Origin of the sequence: Streptomyces sp. NPDC050997 (genome assembly GCF_040660135.1) — a bacterium.
Taxonomy (GTDB): Bacteria; Actinomycetota; Actinomycetes; order Streptomycetales; family Streptomycetaceae; genus Streptomyces.
In genome coordinates, this window is sequence record NZ_JBFAGK010000003.1 from 154,796 (window position 1) to 179,134 (window position 24,339).

Genomic DNA, 24,339 nt, shown 5'->3' on the forward strand with positions numbered 1-24,339 from the left:
CCCCGCGGTGTGAACGGCCCGGACAGGGCGGCGCTTGCGCCACCGGTCCCAGCCCCCTCTGCGGCGCTGTCCGCGCTGCAGACATCACCCCCGCACACAGCGGGTGCCGGAGCACGGCGCCTGAAAGGAAATCCCCTCATGAGCAAGGTCATTCTCGTCACCGGTGCCGGACGCGGTCTGGGCACGGACATCGCCCGCGAAGCCCTCACCGCCGGCCACCAGGTCGTCGCCACCGGCCGCCGCCCCGAAGAAGTCGAGAAGACCCTCGGCGGGCCGCAGGACAACCTGCTGGTCACCAAGCTGGACGTCACCAGCATCGAGGACGCCGAGGCCGCCGCGCAGGCCGCCGTCGACCGCTTCGGCCGCATCGACGTCCTGATCAACAACGCCGGTAACCTCTTCACCGGCTACTTCGAGGAGATCTCGCCCGCGCAGATGCGCCGGCAGTTCGAGACCAACCTCTTCGGCCCGATGAACGTCACCCGAGCCGTCCTGCCGATCATGCGCAAGCAGCGCGCCGGCCACGTCATCACCATCACCTCGACCGCCGGGCTGGTCGGCATGGAGTTCACCTCCGCCTACGTCGCCTCCAAGTTCGCGGAAGAGGGCTGGATGGAGTCCCTGCGTTACGACGTCGAGCCGTACAACATCCACACCACGATCGTGGAGCCCGGCTACTTCCGCACCGAACTCCTCGCGGACGGCTCCACCAACTGGCCCGAGCTGTCCATCGACGACTACGCCCCGCGCACCACCCCGCGGATCGAGGGCATGAAGAGCATGAACGGCAAGCAGCCCGGCGACCCGGCCAAGCTCGCCCGCGCCCTGCTCACCATCGCCCGGCAGGAGAAGCCCCTACAGCGTTTCGTCGCCGGTGCGGACGCCATAGAGGCCGCCGAGGCCAAGGCGAAAGAACTCCTCGCCCAGGCCGAGGCATCCCGCGAGCTGGGCGCCGGCCTGGCCTACGACGACGCCCACGCCTGAGCACCACGCCCCGCACCCCGGCCGGGACGGAGGACGGCTGCCGGGTGCCTTTTCGACAGCACGGAGAGAGCCAGCATGCCCCTCAAAGGCGAGTACGAGCCGAGCAAGGCGCAGTTTGTACAGGACCAGGTGGAGCTGTACGAAAGCTCCGGAGGTACGCAGGGACGACGCTGAGTGTCCTGGTCACACGGGAGGAAGACGAGAGGCTCCGGGACCTGCCCGTCGTCATCCTGACCACCCTGGGCGCGAAGAGCGGCAAGATCCGCAAGACCCCGGTCATGCGGGTGGAGCACGACGGCTCCTACGCCGTTATCGCCTCCATGGCAGGAGCCCCCAAGCACCCGGTCTGGTATCACAACGCGGTGGCCGACCCCCGAGTCGAGCTTCAGGACGGCCCGGTGCGCCAGGACATGCTGGCACGCGAGGTGACCAGGGACGAGAAGGCCCTGTGGTGGGCCCGAGCCGTCGAGGCGTTCCCCGACTACGCCGAGTACCAGAAGAACACGGACCGTGAGATCCCTGTCCTCGTTCTGGAGCCGGCGGCCCACGAGCACTGACCCGGCGCAGCCGGTTTAGCCCGCGGATCCCCCGCAGCCTGGCCCTGGCAACACCAGCGTCGGACCCCACCTGACAGCGGCCAGCTCGAATCCCCCATGGTCGGCCCGCCCTGCCGCCTGGACGAAGCACATCACCGGCGACCCCGGCATCGATGTCCTCGGCAGCCTGGCCTACGACGACACCCACGCCTGAGCACCATGCCCGGCCGAGGCCGGAGGCCCGGGGTGCACCTACGGCGCTGACCCGCTACCCGGCAACGGCGCCCGCGCCAGCAGCGCGCGGACCACCGAAGCACGGTCCGCCAGCTGGTGCCGCACCCCATTGATCAGACCGGCCTGACGGCCGTCACGAAAAGGAGTACCTGATGAAGCACGTATCACTGGGCGGGCTCGATGTCTCCCGCATCGGCCTGGGAGCCATGACCATGGCCGGCATGTACACCACGGGCGGGGAGCTCGATGACGCCGAGTCGATCCGCACCATCCACCGGGCACTAGACCTCGGGGTCACCCACATCGACACCGCCGAGATCTACGGCCCCTTCCACAGCGAGGAAATCGTCGGCAAGGCGATCAAGGGCCGTCGGGACGACGTCGTGGTGGCGACGAAGTTCGGTCTCGTCTCGCACGCCGGCGACGGACCCGGCGTCATCGACAGCAGCGCCGGCAACGTGAAGGCCGCGGTCGAAGGCTCTCTCCTGCGGCTCGGTACCGACCACATCGACCTGTACTACCAGCACCGCGTCGACCCGAACACGCCCATCGAGGAGACCGTCGGCGCGCTGGCCGAGCTGGTCGCCGAAGGCAAGGTGCGCCACATCGGCCTCTCGGAAGCCGGCCCCGAAACGATCCGCCGGGCGCACGCCGTGCATCCGGTGTCCGCGCTGCAGACCGAATACTCCCTGTGGACCCGCGACGTCGAGGCCGAGATCCTCCCGCTGCTGCGCGAACTCGGCATCGGATTCGTGCCCTACTCGCCGCTCGGCCATGGCCTGCTGACCGGTCAGATCCGTACCGTCGACGACTTCGCCGACGACGACTGGCGCAAGACCAACCCGCGCTTCACCGGCGAGAACTTCCAGCGCAACCTGCGCATCGTCGACGAAGTACAGGCCATCGGCGCCGAGATCGGAGCCACCCCGGCACAGACCGCGCTGGCCTGGCTACTGACCCGCGGCAACGACATCGCCCCCATCCCCGGAACCCGCCGGGTCGCACGCGTCGAAGAGAACACAGCCGCCGACGCCATCGAACTCACCCCCGCTCAGCTCGACCGCCTGAACAACCTCACACCGGCCGCAGGCGAGCGCCACGACGAGGCGAACATGGCCACCATCGACCGGTGATCTGACGCCCCGGCAACATGCTGCCCCGTCGCACCCGACCAACCCGCATCCGTTCACCCATTTCACTGATCACTGAAGAGGCTTTCTCACCATGTCCAAGGTTCTCCTTGTCGTAGGCCACCCCGACCTGTCCCAGTCGAAGGCCAACAAAGCCCTGGTGGACGCCGTCCGCGAGCTGGCCCATGTCACCGTGCACGACCTCTACGCCACCTACCCCGACTTCCAGATCGACGTCGACGCCGAGCAGGCACTGCTTGCCGACCACGACGTGATCGTCTTCCAGCACCCGGTGTTCTGGTACAACACCACCCCTCTGCTCAAGCAGTGGCAGGACAAGGTCTTCACCCTCGGCTGGGCCTTCACCATGGACGGCTCTCCCTCCAAGCTGGTCGGCAAGAAGGCCGTCGTCGCCGTCACCGCCGGCGTCCCCGCCGACCACTACACGCCCGAAGGCGCGAACAAGACCACCCTGGAGACCCTCCTCAGCAACTGGCACGCGACCCTGCGGCTGTGCCAGTTCGACATCCAGCCCATGGTCAAGCTGTACGGCACTGCCTTCGGCCTCTCCGACCAGGACCTGACCACCGCCGCCAAGCAGTACAACGAACTGTTCGCCTCCTTCGCCGCGTGACGCGCTCTCCCGCGGACAGTTCAACAGCGCATAACCGAAATGGGACGGATTTCGGGCTCTCGTCTCCGTCGACGCGGGCGAGGTGGTGCTGCGCTCCAGGCGCGGCACCGAGATGGGGCCGTCGTTTCCGGAGGTCGCGGCCGGGGCCGTGCAGCTGCCGGACGCGACCGCGCTGGACGGCGAGCTGGTCGTATGGCACGCCGCGGGCCGCCTCGCGTTCGAGCGGCTGCAGAACCGGCTTGCCCGGCGTGGTGCCGGGGCGGCCCGGGCGGCACAGCAGTGGCCGGCCCACTTCGTCGCGTTCGATCTGCTGCGGCTGTCCGGGACGGACACAATCGGGTGGCCGTATCGGCGGCGCAGGGCCGCGCTGGAGTCCGTGTTCACCACCCGCCGGCTGTCGGCGCCGTGGGCGCTGGGTCCGTCGACCACCGAGGCCGACGTCGTGCGCGAGTGGCCGTGGGCGTCGGTCGGGATGGAGGGCGTGGTCTTCAAGAGGCTGGACGGCGCCTACCGGCCGTCGGTGAGGGGTTGGCAGAAATACAAGGTCCGCGAGACGAGCGAGGCGATCGTCGGCGCAGTCACCGGTCCTCTGGCCGCGCCCCGCACGCTGCTGCTCGGCAGGTACGACACCGAAGGACGCCTTCAGCACGTCGGCCGCACCACCACCCTCGCCCAAGCGGCAGGCGCGGCGTTCGCCGGTCTGCTCGCTGCAGGGCGGGGCGGTCAATCCATGGACAGGCTGGTCGTCCTCCGCCGCGTGGGGCAGCCAGCAACGGCTGAACGTCACGCTGATGGAACCCGAGCCGGTGGCGGAAGCCGGCGTCGACGTCGTCCGGGACGCTGCTGGCCGGTGGCGGCATCCCGCACGCTGGCATCGTGCGCGCCCCGACCTCTCCCCCGCCGACGTCCCCCGCCTGACGTCACCGCCGCGCTGACGGCGGCCGGGCGCGGAGGCCCCGCCGACGCGCAACCGGCTGAGCGCGCCCAACGGGGATGCCAGCAGCCCGACCACGCCAAAACCGCTTACTGACCTGCACAGATGCGAGAGGGGATCTACAGGTCCCGCAACACCCAGCGCAACCTGACGCGGTTCCGGGCAGCCGAGGTGCGGGTGCCACCGCAGGCGTACGGACAGGAGCAGCAGGCGGCGGCGCAGGGCCTTGGTGTCACGGGGCCGGCGCGGAGAGCGCTTCGTATTCCAGGCGTGCTGCCGTCTTTACGCTGAGTGCTTCTCTGACGACTGCTGGATCTGGTCGATGAGGTGGTGCTGCCGTACGGCGTCCGCGAAGGTGGTCGCTTCGGTGGTGCCGTTGGCCTTGTCCCGTGCGAACGCGGCGTACAGGTGGGCCAGGTCCTGCACGCTCTCGTCGAGAGAGGTGTCCGGGAGGGAACGGTATTCCTGCGGTACGGGCAGCACCGTAAGTGCCGACCTGCCGCTGTCCGCGTTGACGCCGTGGATGGTGTTGTCCTCGGTGTTCTCGAAGGCGCGGTCATTGGTGAGCCGCAGGACGCCCTCGGTGCCGGTGATGTCGATCTGTAGGCCCGTCGGGAACTTCTGGGCGCCCTCCAGCTGGACGGAGAACAGGCCGCCGTTCTCGAGGGTGCCGATGGCCATGACCTCGTCGGGCTTGGCGGAGGGGACGGTCTTGCCGGTCTCCTCGACGGTGAGTTCTGGGAACTGGGTCTCGATGAGTGCGGTGAGGTCCTTGGGGGGTCCGGCGATCTGGAAGAGCACGTCGAGGAAGTGGCCGCCGTAGATGGAGAGCACGTGGGTGAAGGCGTTGACGTCGAAGGTCCAGGCGACCTTCTCCGGCATGACGGGCGGGAACGCGTTCACGCCGACCGAGATGCGGGCGGCCCGCACGTCGCCCACGTAGCCGCGGGCCACGAGGTCCCGTGCGTAGCGGGCGGCGGGCCCCTGGCGGCGCTGGAGGCCGACGACGTGCCGGACGCCCTTGGCTTCGGCCAGGGCCAGCAGTTCCTGGGAGTCCGAGGTGCGGGTGGTGAGCGGCCACTCGCTGTAGACGTCCTTGCCGGCTTCGATGGCGGCCTTCACCAGCGGCACGCGCTGTGAAGTCGGTGTCAGTACCGCCACGAGGTCGACGTCGGGGTCCTTGATCAGTTCGTGGGCGTCATCGTAGGCGCGGGGGATGTCGAACTTCTCGGCCGCGTTCTGCGCCGACTCCTTCCGGCGCGCCGACACGGCGACCACCTCGAACTCGAGGAGGGTCCGCAATGCCGGGATGTGCCCGTAACTGGCCCAGCCGCCGGCCCCGATGATCCCGACCCGGATTGCCTGCTTGCTCATGCTCTGCTCCTTCACGTGTGCGGGCTTGGCTCTCCAGCCCTGTGCTACCTGATGGTCTGTGTGTTCCCGGGCGACGTTCCTGGCGTGGCCCGGTGGCGGCTCACCCGGCCATGCGGTCGCGGCGCCTGGTGGCGTCGGGGAAGCCTTGCTGGCGTGCGGCGACGGCCACGGCGAGAGCGAGGAGGAGGATGACGAGGGCCCCCAGGCCAGGGACGGCGAACCAGTCCCGCTGAGGAGGATGCCGCGCAGCATGGCGCCTGCGGCGATGCCGGTGTTCCATACCGTCACGACCAGGGACTGGAGGCCGTCGACGGCTTCGTCCCGCCCCTGCTGCCTCGGCGGCGGTCTGGCGCAGCGGCCCCGCACCGCCGAAGGCCAGTCCCCAGATCGCGGCGGAGGCGTAGACCAGCCACGGGATCGCGCATCCCGCAGAGCAGCTGGTCCACGGGGTGCCGGGGTGCCTCGGCAGGAGCAGCCCAGCGAGATGGTCACGGAAGCCGGGACGCTGCGGCGGCGTCGAGAAAGGGGCACCGAGCTTGGTCGTCACGACCCCCAGGCGGTGGGCGAAGCGCACACTGTCCGGTTTTTTGCCACCCCGGCCCCGCAGCAAACGCACCACCGGTGGCAGGACTGCCGCACACTCCGCCCGGTCGCCCAGATGCCGGTCATTCGGAGGGAAGGTTGCCAAGGCGCTCGGCCATGTTCAACTCGAACTCCTTGTCCGTGCTGAAGCCTGCGGCGTTCAGCCTCGGCATCATCGCCTGTGCTTCGGGCCAGGTGTCTACCCCGGCGAGCACGTGGTTCGAGACCCAGAGATCCCCTTCCGAGGGGACGCCGGCGCGCGCGTTGACCAGCTTCTTGCCGGTCTCCAGCGCGCGCTTCTCGAAACGGCTCACGCGCTCGGCGAAGGCGTCGACGAACGCGTCGAGTTCACCGTCGGGAACGGATCGGTTGACCCAGCCATAGCGTTCGGCGATGTCCGCGTCGAAGTCGTCCGCGCCCAGGACGACCTCGAGGGTTCGCGATCGTCCTATCAGGGCGGCGAGCCATTCGACGCCGCCGCCGCCCGGGACAGAGGAGCCGGCGACCTCAATCAAGGAGAACACCGCCCGCTCCCTCGATGCGAAGCGCATGTCCATGGCAAGGGCGAATTCGAACCCTTGCGCCCGGGCGCGGCCGCGCATCTTTGCCACGCTGATCACGGAAGACTGTGCGAGTCGGGTCACGAAGGTCGGCCAGTGGTCGAACGACGCACCGCCCGGCTGGTCGGCCGCCCCATGACCGCGCGCAACATCGTGGTGATTGACGAAGAAGTCCTCGTCCCCGCTCTCGAAAACGACGATCTTGAGATCGGAGTCGTGCTCGATCTCGTCCATCAGGACGTTCAGTTCCGCGAACATCTCCGGGTCGAACAGGTTGAACGGGGGATTGTCGATGACGATCCGCCAATAGGCGGGCGACTGGCGGATGACATTGAGACGGCTGGTGACGGCCATGATGTGTACTCCGTTCAGAGGACCATCGCGGCTGGACACCTGTGATGCCGCCGCGAGGTCGTGTCGTACGTGCGTCACCCCAGGGTCAAACATTGACACCAGTGTCAAGGTCAAACGGGAGGCCGCCCATCCCGCAGAGAGGCTGGCCCGGCACCGCGGCGCAGTACCGGTGCCGGTACTGGCGGACTCCCGCCGGGCCAATGCAGGCGTGAGTGAGATGTCCCATGACTCGGCGGTGTGCCGTCGGCTTGGATCTGCGCGGCGCTGGTGGTGCTGCGTTAGGTGGTCGCTTCGTCGACGGCATTCATGTAGCCGTCGATGGCGTCGCGGTTCTGGGTGAGGCAGTGAATGCGGGCCGTCATCCGGTCACGCTCGCGTGCGAGGAGTACCAGCAGTTCCGGGTCGGCATCTTCGACCACGATCTCGCGGGGTTTGTCGAGGCACGGCAGGATCTGCTTGATGATCCGGGTGGGGATTCCGCTGTCGATCAGGCCGCGGATCTGAATGACCCGGTCGACCAGGTAGTCGTCGTAGTCGCGGTATCCGTTGGGCAGCCGCTGCGGGACGATCAGTCCTTGCGCCTCGTAGTACCGCAGTGACCGCGCAGGCGTGTCCGTCAGCTTCTCCAGCTCTCCGATGCGCATATGACCATCCTCACTTCCGGCCTCCGGGTTGACCTTGACACTTATGTCAACCATGCATCGTAGGGCAGGCCCCGCCCCTCAGATCCCCCAGCTGTCGAAGACGTCTTCCCTGAGTCGCCCGGCGGGACGGAGGACGCACCCGTCGACTTTCGAACGATCTTGGCTCGGTCATCCGGCCGATGTCTATCGGAGGAGCAGATGCACAGCGCACGAGCACATCCGTGGCAGGACCGGCGGCTCACCCCGGACGAACGCGCCCATCTCGTCGTCGCGGAGATGACCGAGGACGAGAAGTTCTCCTGGCTGTCCGCGCCGATCGCCCTGCCGGTCCCGGGCCGGCCGGAGATCCCGGACGGGGCGCTGGGGTCGGCGGGCGTACTACCCGGCTATCCCGCGTCTGGGCCTTCCGGGGATCCAGCAGGCTGACGCCAGCCTCGGTGTCGTCAACCCCGCCGGCATCCGGCCGGGCGACGTCGCGACCGCGCTGCCTTCGTCCCTGCTGCTCGGGGCGACCTTTGACGTCGCGACCGCGCGGGAGACCGGCGCGCTCGTCGGCCGTCAGGCCCGGGCCAAGGGGTTCGCCGTTCAGCTTGCCGGCGGCGCCAACCTCGTGCGTGAGGCCACGGGCGGCCGCAACTTCGAGTACATCAGCGAGGACCCGCTGCTCACCGGCCGCCTGGCCGGCGCCTCCGTCGACGCCATCCAGGCCCAAGGCCTGGTGTCCACCGTGAAGCACTTCACCCTCAACGCCCAGGAGACCTGCCGCGTCATGGCCGACTCCCGCATCGAGGAGGCGGCCCACCGCGAATCGGATCTCCTCGCCTTCCAGATCGCCATGGAGGACGGCCGTCCGGGTGCGGTCATGCCCGGCTACAACCTGGTCAACGGCCACTACGCGTCCGAGAACGCCCACCTGCTCACCACCATCCTCAAGGGCGAGTGGGGCTTCGACGGCTGGGTCATGGCCGACTGGGGCGCCAGCCACTCCACCGAGAAGGCAGCCCTCGCCGGCCTCGACGTCCAGTCGGGCGCGAACTTCGACCCCCAGCCCTACTTCGGTACACCACTGCGAGAGGCCGTACGCGAGGGCCGGGTCCCGCAACAGCGGATCGACGACATGGTGCACCGCCAGCTCCGCACGCTGTTCCGTCTCGGCGTGATCGACAACCCGCCCGTACCCGGTGGTGCGGTCGACTACAGCGCCGACGATCTGATCGCGCAGCGGGCCGCGGAGCGCGGACTGGTCCTGCTCAAGAACACCGGCGGCCTGCTGCCCGCGCCGCAGGGCCTTCAGCGCATCCTGGTCATCGGGCGGCACGCGGATGTCGGGGTTCTGTCCGGCGGCGGGTCCTCCACGGTGACGCCGCACGGCAGCACGGTCGAGAAGTCCGGGATCGACCTGGTTTGGGCCGACCGGGTCCACCATCCGTCCTCGCCGCTGCACGCGATCCGCGCCGAAGCGCAAGCTGCCCGCGTCGACTTCCACGACGGCCTCGAAGTCGATGCGGCCGTCGAGGCCGCGCGGGGCGCCGACCTCGTTGTCGTCATCGCCGAACAATGGCGTGCCGAGGGCCTCGACACGCAGGGCCTGGGACTGCCCGACGGGCAGGAACGGCTGATCGAGGCTGTGGCCGAAGCCAATGCGCGCACGGTCGTCGTCGTGCAGTCCGCAGGCGCCGTCAACGTTCCCTGGGCCGCGAAGGTCCCGGCCGTCATCGCCGCGTTCTACCCCGGAGGGCGTGGTGCACAGGCCATCGCAGGAGTCCTGTTCGGCCGCGTGAACCCCTCCGGTCACCTGCCGGTGACCTTCCCGGAGTCGATGGAACAGCTTCCCCGGCCCGAGCAGGGGGACCCGGCCACGACCACGTCGAATCCCAACATGGAGCGCATCGGGGAGATCTTCGAGGTCTCCTACGACATCGAGGGCAGCGACGTCGGCTACCGCTGGTTCGAGCGAGAGCAACTCATGCCCGCCTACCCGTTCGGCTGGGGACTGCCCTACACCACGTTCGCCTTCAGCGGCTTGACCGTCACCGCCCACGGCCCGGACGTCCGCGTTGCGGGCACCGTCACCAACACCGGCGCCCGCGCCGGAGCGTTCCTGGCCCAGGTGTATGTCAGCCGCAGCATGCCCGCCGGCGGCGACACCGACGATTTCGGCCCTCGGCTCGCCGCGTTCGACAAGGTCCATCTGGAACCGGGCGAGAGCCTCCCAGTGGTGCTGCACCTCGAACCACGCCTGCTCGCCCGCTGGGACGCCGATGCCGGGGCATTCGGTATCGCGGGCGGCACCTACCAGGTCCGCATCGGCGCGCACGCCCACGACGAGGACGGACCCGCACAGACCATCCGCCTCCGGCTCAACCTGCTGCGCTGACACACCATCCGTCCGACCAGACCCCACGGCACCAGCCGGTGCCGTCCATCACCAACCACCTTGAGGGATCACACGAGATGACCACCACCGACACCGCCCGCCCCGCAGAGGCTTCGGGCACCTTCCGCCTCGGCGGCGACCTCGAGATCAACCGCCTCGGCTACGGCACGATGCAACTGACCGGCAAGGGCGTCTGGGGCGAGCCCAAGGACCACGACGAAGCCGTCCGCGTGCTCAAGCGGGCCGTCGAGCTCGGCGTGAACTTCTTCGACACCGCCGACAGCTACGGCCCCGACGTCACCGAACCCCTCCTGCGCGAGGCACTGCACCCCTACGGCGACGACATCGTCATCGCGACGAAGGCCGGCCTCACCCGCCAGGGCCCCGACCTCTGGACACCCGTCGGCCGCCCCGCCTACCTCCGCCAGCAGGCCGAGATGAGCCTCCGCCGCCTCGGCGTCGACCGGATCGACCTGTTCCAGCTCCACCGCATCGACCCCGACACCCCATTCGAGGACCAGATCGGCGAACTGAAGAAGCTCCAGGACGAGGGCAAGATCCGCCACATCGGCCTCAGCGAGGTCACCGTCGCGGAGGTCAAGGCGGCGCAGGAAATCGCGCCGATCGTCTCCGTACAGAACCTCTACAACCTCACCAACCGCTCCTCGGAAGACCTGCTCGACTGGTCCACCGAGCAGGGCATCGGCTTCATCCCCTGGTTCCCCCTCGCCACCGGACAGCTCACCGGCGAAGGCAGCCCGCTCACCGAACTCGCCAAGCAGCACAACGCCTCACCGTCGCAACTCGCCCTCGCCTGGCTCCTCAAGCGCTCCCCGGTCATGCTCCCCATCCCGGGGACGTCGAGCGTCGCGCACCTGGAGGACAACCTCGCCGGCGCGAACATCGAGCTCACCGACGACGAGTTCGAGGCACTGGCGAAGGTGACCGCCTGACCCACGCCACCCGCTCCTCGCTCTGTCCCTTGCAGCGGGCGGTCACCCGGAAGGTGGCCGCCCACGCGCGCTGTCACAAGCTGAGGTAGAAGCGCACAGTCGTGCCGTCATCGCCGGTGTGCAGCCGCACCAGGTCGGCCACGTAGTGGACCAGCATCAGGCCCCGGCCGCCCAGCTGGCCGCGATCCGGCGGGCGGCGGCCGGCGAGCGGATCGGTCAGCCGGCCCGCATCGCGGACCTCACACACCAGCTGCCCCTGCTCGGCCCAGATGGCGAGTGTCCCGCGGCCTCCGCCGTGGACCACGCTGTTGGTCGTCAGCTCCGCGACCGCCAGCTCCACATCCATCAACCGTTCCCCGGCCAGGCCCAGCCGCATCGCCCGAGCGAGAGCGAACTGGCGGACCGCCGGAAGGTCCTCACCACCGTAGGAAAGGGCCGCGGCGTCCGGTGCAGGCGCAAGCACCTGGTTGTACCGATCGACGACCGCCTGCCAGTCGTAGGCGTCGCTGACTGACTCACGTCCATCCCCGCTGATGACGGACGGGTGCGTGACCCGCGCATCGGCGATCACCTCCGGGTCCAGCCGCACCTCGTCGTAGGGGCACAGGATCGTCACCGCCCGGCCCTCGAACGCGGCGTTGATCAGCGCCTCGTGCTGCGCGCACGCCGGGTACTCCACCGCGCTGCGCCCCGCCCAGATCGGCTCACCGATGATCCGCACACGCCCCTTCGGGTGGGCGTCGGCGAATCCGCGCAGCACCTTGGGGATGATCCGTCCCGGGTTGCGGCCGGCCTCAGTCATGTCCAGGAACAGGATGCCCTCGGCGTCCCCGCCCAGACCTGCCTTGATCAGTTCCAGGTTGGGGCCGGGCACCGCTACGGCCATCGGCTCGCCGTTGGTCAGGCCTTCGCGCAGGAAGGCCACCGTCTGCTGCGTGTACTCCTGCTCGGTGCGGTAGAAGAGGGCAGGGTGCACGAACGCCTCGTGGGTGGTCACCGTGCTCATCACAGAGCCACCTCGATCCGGTCCAGGCCCGGCCAGAACATCTCCAGAACCCGTGGCAGCTGCGGCGGGGGGTTCTCGACCACAACCCTTCCGTCGGGCAGGTTCATGGCGGTGATGGCCAGCGCGGTTACCCCGGCCACATCGACGAACGCCACATCCGACAGCTCCACGTATGACACGTCCGCGTGCCGCCGGGCCAGCTCGGACAGGGCCTGCTCCCAAGACGGGCGAGTGAGGGCGCTGATCTCACCGCGGGCACGTATCCCGGAACGACCGGGCAACGGGTTCACCTCCAACGCGGCTCTCTCGGGCGCCGGGGCGGGCCCGCCCGCCACATGTGGGGCATCCACGCTCGGACTCCTTCACATCAAGCCGCCTGCCGACCGTCCCGGCATGGGCAGAGGAAAAGCTCCTCCAGCGGGGCAGTGTATCCAGGCTGCAGAACGCCTGATTCTGTAAGTAGGAGCGAGCAACGTGCATCGACGGTTCCGGATGGCGCTCGGAGATCGCGGAGCCCGAAAAGGTCGATGAGGACCAGCAACGTTCCCAGGGGACCGGACGCTGACGTCGGCCGCAACCGGCCCGGGGTGTGAGCGTCACGGGTGAGGGGTCGCGCAGTCGGTCGTTTCCTCAGGCGAGTGCGGGTCGATGCCTTGCTGGTGGGGTGCTGGCAGGCCGGGCACAGTTCGTGGTGGCCCGCGGGGGTGACGACGGTTCCCCACTCATGGCAGTCCTTGCAGTCCTGGGCCAGGGTGAGGTCGGGGCGACGGGCCCGGACTGGAGGAATGGGTGTTGTTTCGTGAGCCATGCGGTGGGTCCTCAGCGTGGTGAGCGACGGACACAGGCTGCCAGCATTTCGGACGATATGTCTGCATGCGTCTCATGTCGGGGCAGGAGTGCCTCTCGCCCAAGACTCGCGCAACACTCAGGCGCAACTTGGCGCGGTTCGGGCTCGAGGGCTGGAAGGCCGCGCGACGGCACGGTCATAGATGCCGTGCCGCCGCGTCGCTCACCCCAGCGCCACCCGTCGCGTGCCCGGCATAGAGCTGATCTACGCGCTCCCAAGGCTCATCGTCTGCGCGGGAATGCCCCGCAAGCAGGTGCTGACTCGTCCCCGGTGGGGTTGGGAAGCGAGCCCTTCGCGGGTGTCCTCCGGAAGCTACTGCCGCGCCCGGGGACTCACGCGTAGTGACGCGCTGGAACGGATGGATGCTGACGGGGAACCGGGGCAGGCGTGTGAGGGTGCCCCTGTCCGCTGTCTTTCCCGGTGATTGCCTTGACCTCATCCGTCCGTCCCCGTCCGCAGTCCACATCGGCGTCGGCCGATGAGCTGGCGGCAGAGCTGGAACGGTGCCGGCGCAAGACGTTACCGAGGCGCTGCCGTCGATCCCACCGCGGTCGCGGTTGACGTCGCGGCTGCGTACCTCGGTCGGGGAAGCGGTCGCCGACCGCGGACGGACGGTGGTGCAGGCCGCGCGCGACTTCGAGGTGTCGTGGCCGGTGGCGAACACCGCGTTCACGGCCGCGGCTGCGCTGCCGAAGGACACGCCGCCGGGTGACGCACCTGGGGATCGACGAGACCCGACGCGGGAAGGTCGAAGTTCCGCCTGGTCGAGGCGCCCGACGGCGGTGAGATCTGGGAAGTCGTCGCCGACCGGTGGCATGTCGGGCTGGTTGACCTGGTCGGCGGTGCCGGGCGGCTGGGGCAGGTCGAGGGCCGCACCGCGGCGAGTGTGTCGGCGTGGATCGGCGCCCAGCCTCGCCAGTGGCGGGCCGGGGGCCAGGTGGTCGCGATCGACATGTGCACCGTGTTCAAAGCCGCGGTGCGCGACTCGCTGCCGCACGTCAGCACGTGGTGGCCGCAGATCCTCGCCGCGATCACGACCGGCGTCACCAACGCCGCCTCCGAAGGGGTCAACAGGGCAATCAAAACCGACGCCGTTCATCTTTACGCGAACGCGTTGTAAGTCAAGTATCGCCGAACCCTGATCGAGATGCATAAAGGATTCATATAAAGTTGCTATGCTTCAGGCATGAGTCGCCGAGACGCCGCGCACGGCGCTTCCGATGCCATCGGGTCAGTCCTCTACGGTCTGGCCACCAGGGCCGTGAGACGCCTTCCCCGCGACATGAGCCTGACGTCCGCCGCCACCTTGGCCACCCTGGACAAGACCGGCCCGCGACGGATCACCGATCTGGCGGTGGCCGAGGGCGTCACCCAGCCCGCGATGACCGTCCTGGTCCGGGTGATGGAGGAATCCGGGCTGGTCGAGCGGAAGGGCGATCCGTCCGACAAGCGGGTCACGCTGGTGTGCCTGACCGAGGCCGGCGCGTCGTACGTCCGGACGCGACGCCAGGCGGGCGTCGACGCGTACGCGCGGTTGATCGACGAACTCACCGGTGACGAGGTCGGGGCCTTGGCAGCAGCCCTTCCGGCGCTGCTGCATCTGGCGGAGCTCGAAAGCCACGCCCGAGAGGAGTCGGACCGGTGACCGCGGCCCAGGCTCATGACCAGCCCATGAGCAATGCCCTGATACGTTCCGAGGCACGTCTGCTGGTCCCCGCCCTGATGTTCATCGCCCTGGTCGTGGCGGCGGTCGCCAGCCTCGGGACGCCGCTCATCACCAGCGTGGCGACCACGTTCCACGTCTCCCTCGACAGCGCGCAGTGGACGCTGACCATCGCCCTGCTCAGCGGCGCCGTCGCCACACCCGTCCTCGGCCGCCTCGGAGCCGGCCCACACCGACGAGCCACGATTCTCGCCACGCTGGCGATCGTCGTCGTCGGCAGCGCGCTCACCGTGCTGCCGCTGCCGTTCGCCTGGCTGCTCGTGGGCAGAGCGGCCCAAGGCGTCGGACTCGGTCTCACGGCGCTGATGATGGGCGTGGCCCGCGACCATCTTCCCGAGGAGCGCAGCGCGGCCACGATCGCCCTGATCTCAGTGGTCTCCATCATCGGAGCCGGCGTCGGCTACCCGCTGGCCGCGCTGCTCGCCGAGTTCGGCGGACTGCGGGCCGCCTACGGCCTCGGCCTGCTCGTCACCGCCATCGCCTTCGTGACCGCGTGGCGCTCCATGCCCGCAGCTCCCGAAGGCCGCTCCGCTCACGTGAACGTGGCCGGTGCGCTCGTCCTGGCGGGTGGACTGCTCCTCGTCCTGTTCCTGGCCGGCGAGAGGAGCCTGTGGAGCCGACACCTCGCCGTGGCGGTGACCCTTGCCGTCGCCGCCGTACTCCTGCTCTGCGTCTGGACCGTTTCCGAACTGCGAACCAAGACGCCCCTGGTCGACGTCCGGGCGGTACGGCACCCGGCGGTCGCCGGGGCGAACATCGCCATGTTCGTCGGTGGGAGCGGCATGTACCTCCTGCTCACGCTCATCACCCGCTACGCGCAGACGCCGCACAGCGCCGGCTACGGCTTCGGACTGACCACCTTCGTGGCGGGGCTGGTCCTCATCCCGTTCTCCGTGCTGGGGTTCGTCGCCGGCAAGCTCACGCCGCGGGTCCGCGAACGGATCGACGGCCCCCTGCTCCTGGCCGGCAGCGCCACCATCGTCGGCGGCGGGTTCGTCCTGTTCGCCACCGCCCGGTCCAACCTGGCCGAACTGCTCGCGGCCATGGGCGTGCTGGGCTTCGGCGTCGGCAGCTTCTCGGCCGCCATGCCCGGCGTCATCCTGGCCGTCACCCCCAAGAGCGAGACGTCGAGCGCCATGAGCTTCAACTACGTCGTCCGCAGCGTCGGGTACTCCCTGGGCAGCGCCATAGGCGGCCTGGTCCTGGCCGCCGGCACCGACACGGGCCGCCTCTTCCCGAACGACGACGCCTACACGACCGCGGCGCTGGTCGGCGTCGCCGCGATGGCGATCACGACGATGGCCAGCCTCACCCTCGCCCGCCGACGCTCACCCGAGACCAATCCGATCACAGCCCCAGTCGGTGTGCCGGGCCTGGGCCGGTCGAGTCGAACCGGAAGCTGAGGATCGAAGCCGTCCGACTTCGACGCCGTCTCCGTCGGCTCGCTGACCCACAGCGCGCCGGCCATGGATCTGAGCATGCTTCTGAGCATCAATTCCGAACACAGGAGGTACCGTGGTCAAGGGCTATTGGGTCAGCGCCTACCGCACAATTGCGGACCCCGAGAAGCTGGCTGCCTACAACAAGCTGGCTGGTCCAGCCGTCGAGGCCGCGGGCGGGCGGCTGCTCGCCCGCGGCAGCCGGGTCGTCGCACACGACGCCGGAATCGCCGAGCGCACCGTCCTGATCGAGTTCGACAGCTTCGAACAGGCGGTCGCCGCACATGCGAGTGCGGCCTACCAGGAGGCGCTGGCCGCACTTGCTGACGGCGTCGAGCGCGACTTCCGCATCATCGAAGGCCTCGACTGACGATCGAGGCTGCGTCGGCGACGAACACGAAGCCGACTGCGGGGATCACCCCGGCTCGTCAGCGCGCCGCACCGTCGCGAACAGCGTCAGGCCAGTGGCATCGGCGGTGATGTCCAGTCCGGCAACGGTTGTATGAGGGCTCGACGTTGGTGACGCCCTCGCGGAGGCGTGCTGCTGGCGGCTTTCCGGCGGCAGCACTATGCGGCCGGTGGTAGTTGTAGTGGATGTTCCACACTGCGATCGCGGCTGACCGGGCGTCCTCGCTGGTGAACTCGCGGGCGTAGAGGACTTCCTCGGCCATGATGCGCTGGTAGCGCTCCACCTTCCCGTTGTGCCGAGGTGTGTATGGTTTGGTTCTCTGATGCCGGGTGCCTTGCCCGACGATGCGGGCGAAGTCGCCGGAGCGGTAGCAAGCGCCATTGTCGGTGACGACCCGGTGGATGTGGTTGATGCCGTGGGCGGCGAACCAGACCTTCGCCCGGGCGAGGAAAAGCAGCAGCCGTCGCGCCCTTCTCATCGCCCAGCGGTTCTGTGTAGGCGAGCCGTGAGACACCATCGACGACGGAGTGCAGGTAGACGTAGCCACGCTTCGCCCCGGCCGACTTCGCCCGACTAGCGACCTTGGCCTGATCGCTGTCCCGGCCGTGGATCCGGCACCCGCTGCCATCAGGGCGTCCTTCGCCGTCCGTGACCACCATGGACTTGACGGCGTTCTGCTTGTTCTTCCCGGAGATGAACTTGTCCCGGTCCTTGCGCCCTTGGGCCGGCCGCCGGACCCGGATCTCGGTGCCGTCGATGATGCCGGTCCTTCCTGTCCCGCCGAGATTGTCGATGACTTCGGCCAGAGTCCGCAGCCGTACGTCGGGGCTGATGGTGCACCCTCGCTCGGCGAGCAGGGGCCGCACCTCGTTGATGGCCCGGGTGATGGTCGAGCGGTCCACGCCAAACCAGCAGGCCAGCACGTCGTGGGTGGCTCCGTGACGGAGATGGACGAGAGTGGCCAGCAGTCGGTCGACGAACACCAGCCGGTGCTTCGCGCCGGCGCCTATGGCCCGCTTCCGCTGCCGGGACGCAAGCCTGGCCTGGTGGCGTTGATGCCACAACGGGCCGATTTCGGCGACGAGTTCAGCGATCACATCGGCCGTCAGGCCCGTGATCCGCCGGTTGCTGATGACCAGTGCACGAGTCGAGTTCCCCACCACGCAACCATGATCAACGATCAAGAGCTCGACGTCTCAGCGCCAACCAGGCACGAGCTCGTAGCCTGGACGCAGCACCGACAGAGGGAGCGCCAGGCCTGATGAACTTCTTGGAGCCGGATCCCTCTCCCGCGTCTGCGACATTTCCCACCGCGCCTGCGACGAATCCCGACGGCGGCTGGGGCGCGCGGCGGACTCCGCTGCCCGCGCCACCGCTCGATCTCGGCCCCGCGCAGCGCGACGGAGGCTTCGGCTACGTCGCACTGCGCACGTTCGTGATGTCCACGCTGCCGCCCGAAGAGCGTCGAGGCCTGCGCGAAGGGCTTGCCCCCGACGAACGGGCCCGCCTCACCGCGGAGACGGCGGGCCCGGAAGGAGAGCGCCTCCTCACAGTCCGCGCGGGGCTGAGGCTGCTCCTCGGACAGCTGCTGGACGCCGACCCAGGGGCCGTCGTCATGGACGACGGCCCCTGTCCGCACTGCGGTCGGCTCCATGACCGCAGTGCGTGCTCCCCGGCCGGCCGTCGACTGCACTTCGCCACTGTCGGGCGAGGGGATCTCGTCGTGTACGCGGTCAGTCGCTTCCCCGTCGGGCTCGGGCTCGCCGTGACCGACGGACCCGACCGCGAAGCATGGCTGCTACGCCGCAAGCCGGCCCGGCTCGCCGCGTACCACGAGGGGGTGGCTCGGGGACGGTGTTGCCGCCCGCGGGACGGTTCGGTGGAGTACATCGTGCGCTACGTCGATACGGCGCCGGAGTACTGCTGCGTCGTATCGCTGGTGTATGAGGTGCCTTTCCACGAGGACGCCCCCATTTCCCTGGACCCGTCGACCGACTAACGACCTCGTGCACGGCCAACCGTGCACGAGGTCGTAAGCGCTGTCCCGCAATCAGATCTACGACGTGTTCATTGACCCTCTGTCTCTTCGTCACCCGGCGAGCGCGCGCGCACGCCCGGCGGTGTCGTCGCCCGCGTCATGGAGCGCATCCTCGCGCTGACCGCAGCGATCTGGCACAACGACCACACCGGACAGCCTGTCTCGCGTTCACTGACCGCCTATGACCACTGACCCCTTGGGGCCGATCATCCTGGCGGTTTAGTTTGGATCTCCAGGTGAACGAACGAGAGACGGCCGTGATGCGCCAGTTCTATGGCTGGCGTGCGGCTTCGGGACGCGTCGGTGGGGATGCCGGCTGTGCCGGGGTGACGGTGTAGCGCCAGAACGGTCGGACAAGCAGTGCGCCGGCGATGACGACGATCATGCAGAGCAGCGAACTGCCTGTCCACGCGACACCGAGACCGGTGGCGGAGGCCATGGCGCCAGCACGTAGGTCTCCGAGGCGCGGACCGCCGGCGACGACGACGGTGAAGACGCCTTGCAGCCGGCCACGCATGGCGTCTGGTGCGTAGGTCTGCAGAATCGTCTCGCGGTAGACCGCGCTGACGAGGTCGGCCGCTCCGGCAGCGGCCAGCAGGGCCGCGGCCGCGAGGAGGTGGTGGACGGTGCCCGCGAGGGCGATGGCCGCCGCCCAGGTGGTGACGGCGATCGCCAGCGCCCGGCCTTGGCGGCGCACTCGTCCGATCCATCCGCTGAACAGCCCCGCTGCGACCGACCCGATGGCGATGGCCGAGTACAACAGTCCCACTCCTCCGCCGAAGCGCAGCTGTGCCGCTTCCGGGAACAGGGCGGTCGGCATGGCCATCGTCATCGCCGCGATGTCGACCGCGAAGGACATCCAGAGCACGGGGGCGGCGGCGATGAACCGCAGCCCGTCGAAGACCGAGCGCAGCCCGCCGGTGCGGGCCCCCGAGCCGGTCGGCAGGATCGGGGGCAGGTTAACGGCCGAGTACAGCAGGACGGAGAACAGCACGGCGTCGGCGCCGTAGGCCCAGCAGTAGCCGTTCGGCAGCGAGATCAGGAGGCCCGCCACAAGGGGCCCGGCGACCTGCCCGACATTGCCGGCGGTGAAGTACAGCGTGTTCGCGGCGGGTACCAACGGGGTGGGAACGATGCGGGGAATGATCGCGCCCCGGGCGGCGGACGACACGGCGAAGGCGCCGGCCTGGACAGCGACGAGGGCGAGGATGAGGGGCACCGAGCGCAGATCGGCGAGCACCTGGAACAGCAGGGCGAGTGTGATCGCCCAGGTGAGGCAGGCCGATGCCAGGTAGAGCGTACGGCGGTCGAACCGGTCGGCGATGGCGCCGCCGTACAGGCCGAAGACCACGAGCGGTACGAGGCCGGCCAACCCCGCCAGCCCCACGATTAGCGACGACCGCGTCAGCTCGTACACCTGTACCGGGATAGTGACGCCGGTGACCATGGTCCCGATGTATGCCGCGCCCTGCCCGATCAGCAGGCGACGGAAGACAGGGTGCGCCAGCGGGCGGGTGTCGAGGGCGATGCCGCGCAGACCGGAGACCAGCCGGGCCTTCAGTGCGGGCGGGGCCGTGGCAGGAAGATCGCGCGGGGTGTGGGATGTCGTGGGCATGGTCACCACGCTGGCAGGACCGCGGGGTGCAGCGCTTCCGTTATTCTGCCGTCGTATGTCGGAAAACAGTCAGGCGGAGGAGGCGGCGGAGCCCAGGGACAGCACGCACGCCCACCTCGCGGGTGACGTCATCGACCGCCACCAGCATGGCTATCACCAGCTTCTCTACGTCAGCGCCGGTGTGGTGGCGGTACGGACGGGCGAGGCATCCTGGGTGGCGTCCAGGGCGCGCGCCGTGTGGATTCCAGCGGGCATCTGGCATCAGCACCGGGTGCACGGGCACAGTTCCGTGCACACGCTCGGCTTCGCCGCCCACGACGTCCTGCTGAGGTCCCGGGCGCCGGTCGTTGTGGCCGTGGACAACCTGGTGCGCGAACTGATCATCGCGTGCAGTGAACCGTCTCTCCCGCAGCAGGAGGCACGCCACCTGCGCGCCGTCCTGCGGGACCGGCTGCGGCGAGCCCTCGTGGAGCCATTGACCCTGCCCACCCCCAACAACTCCCTGCTGCGGCAGGCGTGTGCGCTGGTGGCCGGCGATCTGCGGCAGCCGCGGACTGCCGCCTGGCTCGCGCGGAGCATCGGCGTGAGCGAGCGCACCCTGGCCCGGCTGTTCAGGAGCGAGTTCGGCATGACCTATCCACAATGGAGGACCAACGTCCGGGTGTTTCACGCCATGGTGCTGCTGGCGGAAGGAGCAAGCGTCAGTGAAACGGGACGCCAGTGCGGATGGGCCACGACCAGTGCGTTCATCGACACGTTCAGCCGCACCATGGGCCAGACACCGGGAACCTATCGCATCGCACCCGGTGGGTGAATTCCCAAGCCAGGCTTCGTGAGCCAAAGGCCAACTCGACCTCGAACAGCACCGAGGACGCACCCCCGGCGGTGTCATCGCCCGCGTCATGCAGCGAATCCTCGCAATATCCGCCGTGATCTGGCACAACGATCACACCGGACAGCCTGTCCTGCGCTCACTGACCGCCTATGACCACTGATCCCTTGGAATCGATCATCTAGATGGCGACGGTGGCAAACCACCGGTCAGCGGCGTGCTGGAACCCTGCGTGGTCGGGATCGAGGCCGTCTGCCCAAGCGACGACGCCGTCGGGGCGGATGAGGAGGGCGCCGCAGCCCAGTTCGTTCCTCGCCGAGCCCGACACGTACCGGATCAGGTCCTCGTGGCCGGCTGTCGCACCGGCAAGCCGCCCACCGGTGGTGAAGTCGATGGCGATGCCGTGCCCGTCCCGCATGAGATCGCTCAGGCGCGTTCCGTCCGTGAAGTGGAAATCGGGGGCGTTGCGGCCGACCAGGGGATGTGCGCTGCCGAGGTCGTAGCGGTGGGAGGAGGCCGAGGTCCGGTTGTAGACGTAGGTCGTTCCGTCCCGGGTGCCCAGCACGTCGCGGACCAGGGCTTGGATGGCCTGGGCGTGCGGGTCGGGCTTCATGACCGCGCTCTGGGCGCGCGTCCAGTCGAGGATCTGGGCGCCGACCGGATGGCGCTCCTGCGTGTAGGAGTCGAGCAGGTCGTCGGGGGCGTTTCCATGGACGGTCGCGGCGAGCTTCCATCCCAGGTTGATTGCATCACCGATGCCGGTGTTGAGCCCCTGTGCGCCGAGAGGCGAGTGGATGTGTGCAGCGTCTCCAGCCAGCAGGACGCGCCCTTGGCGGTAGGAGGTGGTCTGCATCGCCCGGTCGGTGAAGGTGGAGACGAGCTGGACGTCGCTGAGCGTGACGTCGGTGCCGGACACGCGGCGCAGCACCGTCTGCAGGTGTTCGAGGGTGGGCTGCTGTGATCGGTCGAAGGCGCCGCCGTCGCAGTCCAGCATGCCGATGTGCCCGGGGGTGGGCATCCGCAGGTACATGCCGGTCGGCGTCAGGGTGAACCCGGGCTGCAGCTTGTCGGGGTCGGCGACGGTGGCGAGCATGGTGTAGCCGGTGAACAGCGGCTCAGTGCCGGTGAACTCGAAGCCCGCGAGGCCGCGCACCGTGCTGCGTCCGCCGTCGCAGCCGACGAGCCAGCGCGCCGCGTACTCGTCCTTCCCGGCTTGTACGAGGACACCCTCCGCGTCCTGTCGCAGTCCCGTGACCCGCGTTCCGCGGCGGATCTCCACCCCGGCCTTGGCTGTCTGCTCGGCCAGCACCGTCTCGACCGCTTCGAGGCTGGTCATCACGCCCTCCAGCACGGGGCTGGGCAGGCGGTACGGCAGGGCGCCGGTGTCGATGTCGGCGGGGTCGAGCATCATGCCGGCGAAGTGGCTCACGCTGCGCGGCGCCGGCGCCACCTGTGCCTCGAGGTCCGCACTGCCATAGCCGTGGGCGCCCGACGCGGTCAGCAGCGGCTGCAGCATCCCGCGGCGGTGGAACACCTCGACCGAGGCGGCGGACAGGCCACGCATTCCGAGCGGAAGCGCCTTCCAGGGGGTGCCTGTCTCCGCCTTCTGCTCCAGGACCAGGACGTCGCAGCCCGCGAGACCGAGCTCGCAGGCCAGAAGCAGTCCGACGGGGCCTGCGCCCGCGATCACTACGTCATGCATAGGGCTTTCCGTTCTTCTCCATGGTCACTGGGTGGGCGGGCGTCACTGGAACAGGGTCAGGTCGATGGAGTCGCCCAGGGCCCGGCAGCCTGCGTCGCTGCCGTGCAGGTGATCGCCCGCATGGAATCCGTCCTGGATACGGGTGGGGTGGGCCGGGTCGCGCCAGACAGCGTCGAAGTCCAGGACCGCGTCGAAGGCGCCGCTGGTGCGGATCCACTCGTTGACCGCCTGGCGTACGCGGTCGCCTTCCGGCGTGAAGATCTCATCGCCCTCATACGGGGTGAGGGTGGCGCCGTAGACGCGCACGCCGCAGGCGCGGGCCCGGGTGATCAGCTGCTCGTAGCCCGCGATGAGGTCATCGGTCGTCACCGGCGCGCCGGTGAACATGGCGAGGAAGTCATCCGCGGGGCCGCTGCCGTCATGGGGTGCGTAGGAGACGCCGATGTCGCCGAGGCCGATGGCGATGACCACGTGGCCGAGACCCGGCGTGGCCAGCACGTCACGGTCGAAGCGGGCCAGCACCGCCTCGCCCAGGCCCTCGTTGAGCATCCGGTTCCCGCTGATGCCCTGGTTGGAGACGCAGACGGTACGTCCGTTCCGCCCGGCCAGACGCTCGGCCAGGCGGTCCGTCCAGCGGCGGTTGGCATCCGGGGTGGTACCGGAGCAGTCGGTGTTGGAGTCGCCGATGACCGCGATGGTGGCGGCCGGGCCGTCGGGGAGCACGTCGATCGCCGAGATGAGGGCCTGCAGCGGCAGGGACGTGGCCTGCGCAGGCAGGGTGAGGGCGTCGACGGCGTTGCCCGGGATGCTCCAGGCGGTCTGGACGCCCATGGCGTGGCAGGTGGCGCTCTTGACCGCCTCGGGCAGGTAGAGGCTGATGGAGAGCTCGGACAGGGCAGGCAGGGGCAGCGCGATCGGGTCGCTGAGCATCGGCGCGCCGACCGGGACGGTGACCCCCGTCTGACCGGCGAAGGTCAGCTCCCGGTCGCTGCCCGGCCGGACACCACCGTCAGGCGCGGCGAGGGCGATCCGGGCTGCGCCGATGGTCAGGGGCTCGGTGCCGTACTCGTTGGTGAGCCTGAGGCGCACCCGGTTCCCGCCCCCGCTGATGCGCACCACCTGGCGCAGGGTCGTGTCGGCGAACGAGGGCAGGGGCCCGAATTCCTCGATCGGTGCGTGCGGGGCAGTTCCCCACGTCCGTACCCAGGCGTCGTTCGTTGTAGGGGCCTTGCCTGCGGTCGTGGTGCTGGTGCTGGTGCTTCCAGTCATCGCGTCTCTCCGTCTTCAGGTGCGAGCAGTCCTGGCGTCAGCTGCGCGAACGTGATGTCCGCCGCAACACCCACACACTCGCCCGGGCCGCTCACACGGGGCGCACACGGCGCTGACACCACGCCTCACGTGGATCGACCTGCGTGTGCACGGCCATGTCAGC

Annotated in this window: 22 protein-coding genes and 5 pseudogenes; 17 read left to right on the forward strand and 10 right to left on the reverse strand. The window is 69.1% G+C overall.

Annotated elements, in window-relative coordinates:
* The first annotated feature begins 138 nt into the window (after positions 1–138).
* The 5 genes and pseudogenes from AB0H86_RS07215 (at position 139) to AB0H86_RS07235 (ending at position 4,548) form a co-directional block, all read left to right on the forward strand.
* Positions 139–984 (forward strand): SDR family oxidoreductase, encoded by an 846-nt coding sequence (locus tag AB0H86_RS07215; protein WP_362434025.1) that lies wholly within the window; start codon positions 139–141, stop codon positions 982–984.
* Positions 985–1,059: 75 nt separating this feature from the next.
* Positions 1,060–1,541: pseudogene (locus AB0H86_RS07220) on the forward strand (nitroreductase family deazaflavin-dependent oxidoreductase).
* 365 nt (positions 1,542–1,906) lie between these two features.
* Positions 1,907–2,887: an aldo/keto reductase gene (locus AB0H86_RS07225; protein ID WP_362434028.1), complete on the forward strand. Its 981-nt coding sequence runs from the start codon at positions 1,907–1,909 to the stop codon at positions 2,885–2,887.
* Between the two features lie 91 nt (positions 2,888–2,978).
* Entirely contained in the window at positions 2,979–3,518 is a 540-nt protein-coding gene (locus AB0H86_RS07230) for an NAD(P)H-dependent oxidoreductase (protein WP_362434031.1), read from the forward strand.
* Between the two features lie 85 nt (positions 3,519–3,603).
* Positions 3,604–4,548 carry an ATP-dependent DNA ligase gene (locus AB0H86_RS07235; RefSeq protein ID WP_362434034.1) on the forward strand — a complete coding sequence of 315 codons (945 nt, stop codon included), beginning with the start codon at positions 3,604–3,606 and terminating at the stop codon, positions 4,546–4,548.
* A 186-nt stretch (positions 4,549–4,734) separates the two neighbouring features.
* Here AB0H86_RS07235 and AB0H86_RS07240 read toward each other — a convergent pair whose 3' ends face one another.
* The 4 genes from AB0H86_RS07240 to AB0H86_RS07255 all read right to left on the reverse strand — a co-directional run bounded on the left by AB0H86_RS07240 (position 4,735) and on the right by AB0H86_RS07255 (position 7,966).
* Positions 4,735–5,826 carry a Gfo/Idh/MocA family oxidoreductase gene (locus tag AB0H86_RS07240; protein WP_362434037.1) on the reverse strand — a complete coding sequence of 364 codons (1,092 nt, stop codon included), beginning with the start codon at positions 5,824–5,826 and terminating at the stop codon, positions 4,735–4,737.
* 100 nt (positions 5,827–5,926) lie between these two features.
* Positions 5,927–6,373 carry a hypothetical protein gene (locus AB0H86_RS07245; RefSeq protein ID WP_362434040.1) on the reverse strand — a complete coding sequence of 149 codons (447 nt, stop codon included), beginning with the start codon at positions 6,371–6,373 and terminating at the stop codon, positions 5,927–5,929.
* Positions 6,374–6,491: 118 nt separating this feature from the next.
* Complete coding sequence (locus AB0H86_RS07250) at positions 6,492–7,322, reverse strand: enoyl-CoA hydratase/isomerase family protein (protein WP_362434043.1); 831 nt, start codon at positions 7,320–7,322, stop codon at positions 6,492–6,494.
* A 278-nt stretch (positions 7,323–7,600) separates the two neighbouring features.
* Entirely contained in the window at positions 7,601–7,966 is a 366-nt protein-coding gene (locus AB0H86_RS07255) for a MerR family transcriptional regulator (RefSeq protein WP_362434046.1), read from the reverse strand.
* Between the two features lie 198 nt (positions 7,967–8,164).
* Between AB0H86_RS07255 and AB0H86_RS07260 the strand changes: the two genes are divergently transcribed.
* The 3 genes from AB0H86_RS07260 (at position 8,165) to AB0H86_RS07270 (ending at position 11,296) form a co-directional block, all read left to right on the forward strand.
* Positions 8,165–8,392, forward strand: coding sequence for a hypothetical protein (locus tag AB0H86_RS07260; protein ID WP_362434048.1), 228 nt, complete (start codon positions 8,165–8,167; stop codon positions 8,390–8,392).
* Positions 8,379–10,343 (forward strand): glycoside hydrolase family 3 C-terminal domain-containing protein, encoded by a 1,965-nt coding sequence (locus AB0H86_RS07265; RefSeq protein WP_362435209.1) that lies wholly within the window; start codon positions 8,379–8,381, stop codon positions 10,341–10,343. The genes AB0H86_RS07260 and AB0H86_RS07265 overlap by 14 nt, the downstream gene beginning before the upstream one ends.
* Before the next feature lie 77 nt (positions 10,344–10,420).
* Complete coding sequence (locus AB0H86_RS07270) at positions 10,421–11,296, forward strand: aldo/keto reductase (protein WP_362434050.1); 876 nt, start codon at positions 10,421–10,423, stop codon at positions 11,294–11,296.
* Positions 11,297–11,369: 73 nt separating this feature from the next.
* Here the strand turns inward: AB0H86_RS07270 and AB0H86_RS07275 are convergent, their stop codons facing one another.
* Together AB0H86_RS07275 and AB0H86_RS07280 are read right to left on the reverse strand one after the other, a co-directional pair.
* Complete coding sequence (locus AB0H86_RS07275) at positions 11,370–12,302, reverse strand: anti-sigma factor RsbA family regulatory protein (protein ID WP_362434053.1); 933 nt, start codon at positions 12,300–12,302, stop codon at positions 11,370–11,372.
* Positions 12,302–12,652: an STAS domain-containing protein gene (locus tag AB0H86_RS07280; RefSeq protein ID WP_362434055.1), complete on the reverse strand. Its 351-nt coding sequence runs from the start codon at positions 12,650–12,652 to the stop codon at positions 12,302–12,304. Before AB0H86_RS07280 ends, AB0H86_RS07275 begins: the two co-directional genes overlap by 1 nt.
* 1,000 nt (positions 12,653–13,652) lie before the next feature.
* On the opposite strand from AB0H86_RS07280, the pseudogene AB0H86_RS07285 reads away from it, so the two are divergent.
* From AB0H86_RS07285 to AB0H86_RS07305, 5 genes and pseudogenes are all read left to right on the forward strand, one after another.
* Positions 13,653–13,808 (forward strand): annotated as a pseudogene (locus AB0H86_RS07285) (transposase family protein); the annotation flags it as partial.
* A 227-nt stretch (positions 13,809–14,035) separates the two neighbouring features.
* A complete protein-coding gene (locus tag AB0H86_RS07290; RefSeq protein ID WP_362435297.1) occupies positions 14,036–14,269 on the forward strand; it encodes a hypothetical protein in 234 nt (77 codons plus the stop codon).
* A gap of 66 nt (positions 14,270–14,335) precedes the next feature.
* Positions 14,336–14,794, forward strand: a complete 459-nt coding sequence (locus tag AB0H86_RS07295) for a MarR family transcriptional regulator (RefSeq protein ID WP_362434058.1) — start codon at positions 14,336–14,338, stop codon at positions 14,792–14,794.
* 26 nt (positions 14,795–14,820) lie between these two features.
* Positions 14,821–16,275, forward strand: a complete 1,455-nt coding sequence (locus AB0H86_RS07300) for an MFS transporter (RefSeq protein ID WP_362434061.1) — start codon at positions 14,821–14,823, stop codon at positions 16,273–16,275.
* Between the two features lie 112 nt (positions 16,276–16,387).
* Positions 16,388–16,681, forward strand: coding sequence for a DUF1330 domain-containing protein (locus AB0H86_RS07305; RefSeq protein WP_248966384.1), 294 nt, complete (start codon positions 16,388–16,390; stop codon positions 16,679–16,681).
* A 127-nt stretch (positions 16,682–16,808) separates the two neighbouring features.
* Here the strand turns inward: AB0H86_RS07305 and AB0H86_RS07310 are convergent.
* A pseudogene (locus AB0H86_RS07310) lies at positions 16,809–17,883 on the reverse strand (transposase family protein); the annotation flags it as partial.
* A 98-nt stretch (positions 17,884–17,981) separates the two neighbouring features.
* On the opposite strand from AB0H86_RS07310, the gene AB0H86_RS07315 reads away from it, so the two are divergent.
* Together AB0H86_RS07315 and AB0H86_RS07320 are read left to right on the forward strand one after the other, a co-directional pair.
* A complete protein-coding gene (locus AB0H86_RS07315) occupies positions 17,982–18,719 on the forward strand; it encodes a hypothetical protein (protein WP_362434064.1) in 738 nt (245 codons plus the stop codon).
* A 102-nt stretch (positions 18,720–18,821) separates the two neighbouring features.
* Positions 18,822–18,950: pseudogene (locus AB0H86_RS07320) on the forward strand (IS982 family transposase); the annotation flags it as partial.
* A gap of 79 nt (positions 18,951–19,029) precedes the next feature.
* On the opposite strand, the gene AB0H86_RS07325 reads toward AB0H86_RS07320, so the two are convergent.
* A complete protein-coding gene (locus tag AB0H86_RS07325) occupies positions 19,030–20,373 on the reverse strand; it encodes an MFS transporter (protein ID WP_362434067.1) in 1,344 nt (447 codons plus the stop codon).
* Positions 20,374–20,428: 55 nt separating this feature from the next.
* Here AB0H86_RS07325 and AB0H86_RS07330 point away from each other — a divergent pair, with 55 nt between their 5' ends.
* Together AB0H86_RS07330 and AB0H86_RS07335 are read left to right on the forward strand one after the other, a co-directional pair.
* Positions 20,429–21,187 carry a helix-turn-helix transcriptional regulator gene (locus AB0H86_RS07330; protein WP_362434070.1) on the forward strand — a complete coding sequence of 253 codons (759 nt, stop codon included), beginning with the start codon at positions 20,429–20,431 and terminating at the stop codon, positions 21,185–21,187.
* 25 nt (positions 21,188–21,212) lie between these two features.
* Positions 21,213–21,368, forward strand: a pseudogene (locus tag AB0H86_RS07335) (IS982 family transposase); the annotation flags it as partial.
* Between the two features lie 18 nt (positions 21,369–21,386).
* Here AB0H86_RS07335 and AB0H86_RS07340 read toward each other — a convergent pair.
* Complete coding sequence (locus AB0H86_RS07340) at positions 21,387–22,907, reverse strand: FAD-dependent monooxygenase (RefSeq protein ID WP_362434072.1); 1,521 nt, start codon at positions 22,905–22,907, stop codon at positions 21,387–21,389.
* 42 nt (positions 22,908–22,949) lie between these two features.
* Positions 22,950–24,176, reverse strand: coding sequence for an SGNH/GDSL hydrolase family protein (locus AB0H86_RS07345; protein ID WP_362434075.1), 1,227 nt, complete (start codon positions 24,174–24,176; stop codon positions 22,950–22,952).
* Between the last annotated feature and the right edge of the window lie 163 nt (positions 24,177–24,339).

Excerpts from the sequence above, each read along its gene's own strand:
- AB0H86_RS07215 (WP_362434025.1), top strand. The coding sequence starts at position 139 with ATGAGCAAGGTCATTCTCGTCACCGGTGCCGGACGCGGTCTGGGCACG.
- AB0H86_RS07225 (WP_362434028.1), top strand. The coding sequence starts at position 1,907 with ATGAAGCACGTATCACTGGGCGGGCTCGATGTCTCCCGCATCGGCCTG.
- AB0H86_RS07230 (WP_362434031.1), top strand. The coding sequence starts at position 2,979 with ATGTCCAAGGTTCTCCTTGTCGTAGGCCACCCCGACCTGTCCCAGTCG.
- AB0H86_RS07240 (WP_362434037.1), bottom strand. The coding sequence starts at position 5,826 with ATGAGCAAGCAGGCAATCCGGGTCGGGATCATCGGGGCCGGCGGCTGG.
- AB0H86_RS07250 (WP_362434043.1), bottom strand. The coding sequence starts at position 7,322 with ATGGCCGTCACCAGCCGTCTCAATGTCATCCGCCAGTCGCCCGCCTAT.
- AB0H86_RS07255 (WP_362434046.1), bottom strand. The coding sequence starts at position 7,966 with ATGCGCATCGGAGAGCTGGAGAAGCTGACGGACACGCCTGCGCGGTCA.
- AB0H86_RS07260 (WP_362434048.1), top strand. The coding sequence starts at position 8,165 with ATGCACAGCGCACGAGCACATCCGTGGCAGGACCGGCGGCTCACCCCG.
- AB0H86_RS07270 (WP_362434050.1), top strand. The coding sequence starts at position 10,421 with ATGACCACCACCGACACCGCCCGCCCCGCAGAGGCTTCGGGCACCTTC.
- AB0H86_RS07275 (WP_362434053.1), bottom strand. The coding sequence starts at position 12,302 with ATGAGCACGGTGACCACCCACGAGGCGTTCGTGCACCCTGCCCTCTTC.
- AB0H86_RS07295 (WP_362434058.1), top strand. The coding sequence starts at position 14,336 with ATGAGTCGCCGAGACGCCGCGCACGGCGCTTCCGATGCCATCGGGTCA.
- AB0H86_RS07300 (WP_362434061.1), top strand. The coding sequence starts at position 14,821 with ATGAGCAATGCCCTGATACGTTCCGAGGCACGTCTGCTGGTCCCCGCC.
- AB0H86_RS07315 (WP_362434064.1), top strand. The coding sequence starts at position 17,982 with ATGAACTTCTTGGAGCCGGATCCCTCTCCCGCGTCTGCGACATTTCCC.
- AB0H86_RS07325 (WP_362434067.1), bottom strand. The coding sequence starts at position 20,373 with ATGCCCACGACATCCCACACCCCGCGCGATCTTCCTGCCACGGCCCCG.
- AB0H86_RS07330 (WP_362434070.1), top strand. The coding sequence starts at position 20,429 with ATGTCGGAAAACAGTCAGGCGGAGGAGGCGGCGGAGCCCAGGGACAGC.
- AB0H86_RS07340 (WP_362434072.1), bottom strand. The coding sequence starts at position 22,907 with ATGCATGACGTAGTGATCGCGGGCGCAGGCCCCGTCGGACTGCTTCTG.
- AB0H86_RS07345 (WP_362434075.1), bottom strand. The coding sequence starts at position 24,176 with ATGACTGGAAGCACCAGCACCAGCACCACGACCGCAGGCAAGGCCCCT.